The sequence below is a fragment of the Paenibacillus zanthoxyli JH29 genome, assembly GCF_000520715.1.
Lineage (GTDB): Bacteria > Bacillota > Bacilli > Paenibacillales > Paenibacillaceae > Paenibacillus_AQ > Paenibacillus_AQ zanthoxyli.
This window is the reverse complement of the sequence record NZ_ASSD01000415.1, coordinates 1-1,494: the sequence shown is the minus strand read 5'-3', so window position 1 is coordinate 1,494 and position 1,494 is coordinate 1. Positions and strand designations below refer to the sequence as shown.

Sequence of the window (1,494 nt, the reverse complement as noted above, 5' to 3'; positions counted from 1 at the left end):
CGCCGCCAGCCGTACCGGATAGCTCAGTTCCCGCCTGGGGATCGAGCAGCTTATTCATGTCCTCTCCCGTAATCCCGCTTGATGAGGAGCCTTTTAGCAGCTGGTCGATCCGCAGGTTCAGCCATGAACCGAACACGGCTACCCCGACCGTCTGCCCCAATGAGCGGGTGAACGTGTTTAGCGCCGTCGAAGCGCCGCGCATGCTGTGCCCCACAGAAGACTGGGCGATAATCGTAAAGACGGTCGAGCAGTATCCAAAGCCTATGCCGCACAGCAGCATCAGGGCAAGCAAAGGCAAGGGGGGCGAGCCTTGAGACAGCAGTGTAAGGCCGAAGGCTCCGGCGAAGATCAGCGCCAGACCCAACATCGCCGTTCGGCGTGAGCCCGCACGCAGGATTAGGCGTCCGCCTGCGACGGAGCCGAATATCCAGCCGACCGACAGCGGAGCAATCAACAGGCCGGACAATGCCGCGCTGCCACCGTTGACCCCCTGCACCCAAAGCGGCACATATGTAGCCAGCCCGATAACCAGCGTGCTGATTAACAGGTTGGAGCCCGTCGAGAAGGCAATGTTGCGGACCCGGAACAGGCTAAGCGGCAGCATCGGCTCCGGGACGCGCCGTTCCACCGCCCAGAAAGCGGCCAGCAGCAGTACGGATGCCGCAAGCGTGGCGATCAGCAGCGGCGAATTCCATGGGAAATTCTGTCCGCCGGTGGATAAGCCGAACAGCAATGCGCCCATGCCTGCGGCGAACAGCAGCGCTCCGAATATATCGATCTCCGTCTTGCGGCGTATCCGGTCCTCCTTCAAGTACCGGGCGATAAAGGCAATCGCCAGCAGACCAAAGGGCAGATTGAAGACAAAAATCCAGCGCCAGCTCAAATAATCGACCACATAACCGCCCAGCAGCGGGCCGACCAGCGAAGAAATCCCCCATACCGAGCTCAGCATACCCTGAGTTTTGGCCCGCTCCTCGATGCTGTAAATATCCCCGATGATCGTGAATGTCATTGGAATCAGAGCTCCCGCTCCTACCCCCTGCAGCGCGCGAAAGACCACAAGCTGCTCCATACTCTGAGACACAGCGCACAGCACCGAACCGGCAAGAAATACGGCAGCACCCCCTAAGAATACGGGCTTCCGGCCGAACAGATCGCTGACCTTGCCAAAAATCGGTGTGGTTACCGCCATTGCCAGCAAATAAGCGGTAAAGATCCAGCTGAGCCACTGCATGCCTGCAAAATCACCGGCTATGGCCGGCCCGGCAGGCCCGGTAACGGTGCCTTCAATCGCGGCCAGAAAGGTCGCCAGCAGCACCCCTGTCAAGATCAGCCCGCGTTCAGATGTTCCTCGCAGCATCATGTACGATTATCCTTCTCTCTCTAGGGTTATCAAATCGCGCCAATCCCGGCGCAGCAGCGCATATAAATCCACGTCCTGAAACCCGGACGGTGTATGGCGGTACTCGCGGAGTGTTCCCTCCCTGCTGAACC

1 protein-coding gene is annotated in these 1,494 nt (G+C 59.5%); it reads right to left on the bottom strand.

The window, feature by feature from the left end:
• On the bottom strand, nt 1–1,363 hold a 1,363-nt coding region (locus tag L691_RS0115640), incomplete at its 3' end, for an MDR family MFS transporter (protein WP_025691399.1).
• Nucleotides 1,364–1,494 lie beyond the last annotated feature (131 nt).